At 56.2% G+C, this 746-nt stretch carries 1 protein-coding gene; it reads left to right on the top strand.

The window, feature by feature from the left end:
• A partial coding sequence (locus IE158_RS13445) for a transposase (protein WP_189644210.1) occupies nt 1-746 on the top strand: 746 nt, incomplete at both ends.

Here is a 746-nt window from a genome sequence, read left to right on the forward strand (position 1 = left end):
CACCCTTGACCGCACCAACTGGGAACACGGCGAATCTTCGCTCAACTTGCTGGTCATCGGTGCCGTGGTGCAGGGCTACACGGTCCCTTTGATGTGGACCGCGCTCGGTCATTCTGGCAATAGTGACACTCTGGCCAGGATGTGGCTGGTGGGCCGCCTGCTTCAGTTTTTGCCCGCACACCGCTGGAAGGGACTGATCGCCGACAGAGAATTTGTTGGGCGGGACTGGTTCCGTTTTCTGCGTCGTCATGGTATTCACCGTGCGGTACGCGTCCGCCGAAATACACGGCTGGATAGCCTGCGGGGTGATGCCTGGTTCGAAGATATTGAAGCTGGTCAGTTCCGCTGTCTCTTCGAGAAAGCCAATGTCTTCGGTGAAGTGATGCAGGTCGTGGCGACCAGGTCACCAGCTGGTGACCTGGTGCTGATTGCCACAGATTTCAGCATCTGGGAAACCTGGCAACTGTACAAGCAGCGCTGGTCTATCGAATGTACGTTCAGCAGCCTCAAATCCAGAGGATTTGATCTTGAGCGGACAGCGGTCACGCGTAAAGCTCATCTGGAACGGCTTTTTGGTCTGGTGGTGCTGGCCTGGGTATGTTGTTTGAAGGTGGGCATTTGGCGACACAACATCAAACCCATCAAAGTGTTGGCTCACGGCCGTAGAGCCGTGAGCCTGGTTCGCTATGGGTCTGAATACCTTCAGAATGCCCTGAGGTGGAAGGTTGAGGAGGCCCGTCAGCTGT

Origin of the sequence: Deinococcus piscis, assembly GCF_014653275.1 — a bacterium.
Taxonomy (GTDB): domain Bacteria; phylum Deinococcota; class Deinococci; order Deinococcales; family Deinococcaceae; genus Deinococcus; species Deinococcus piscis.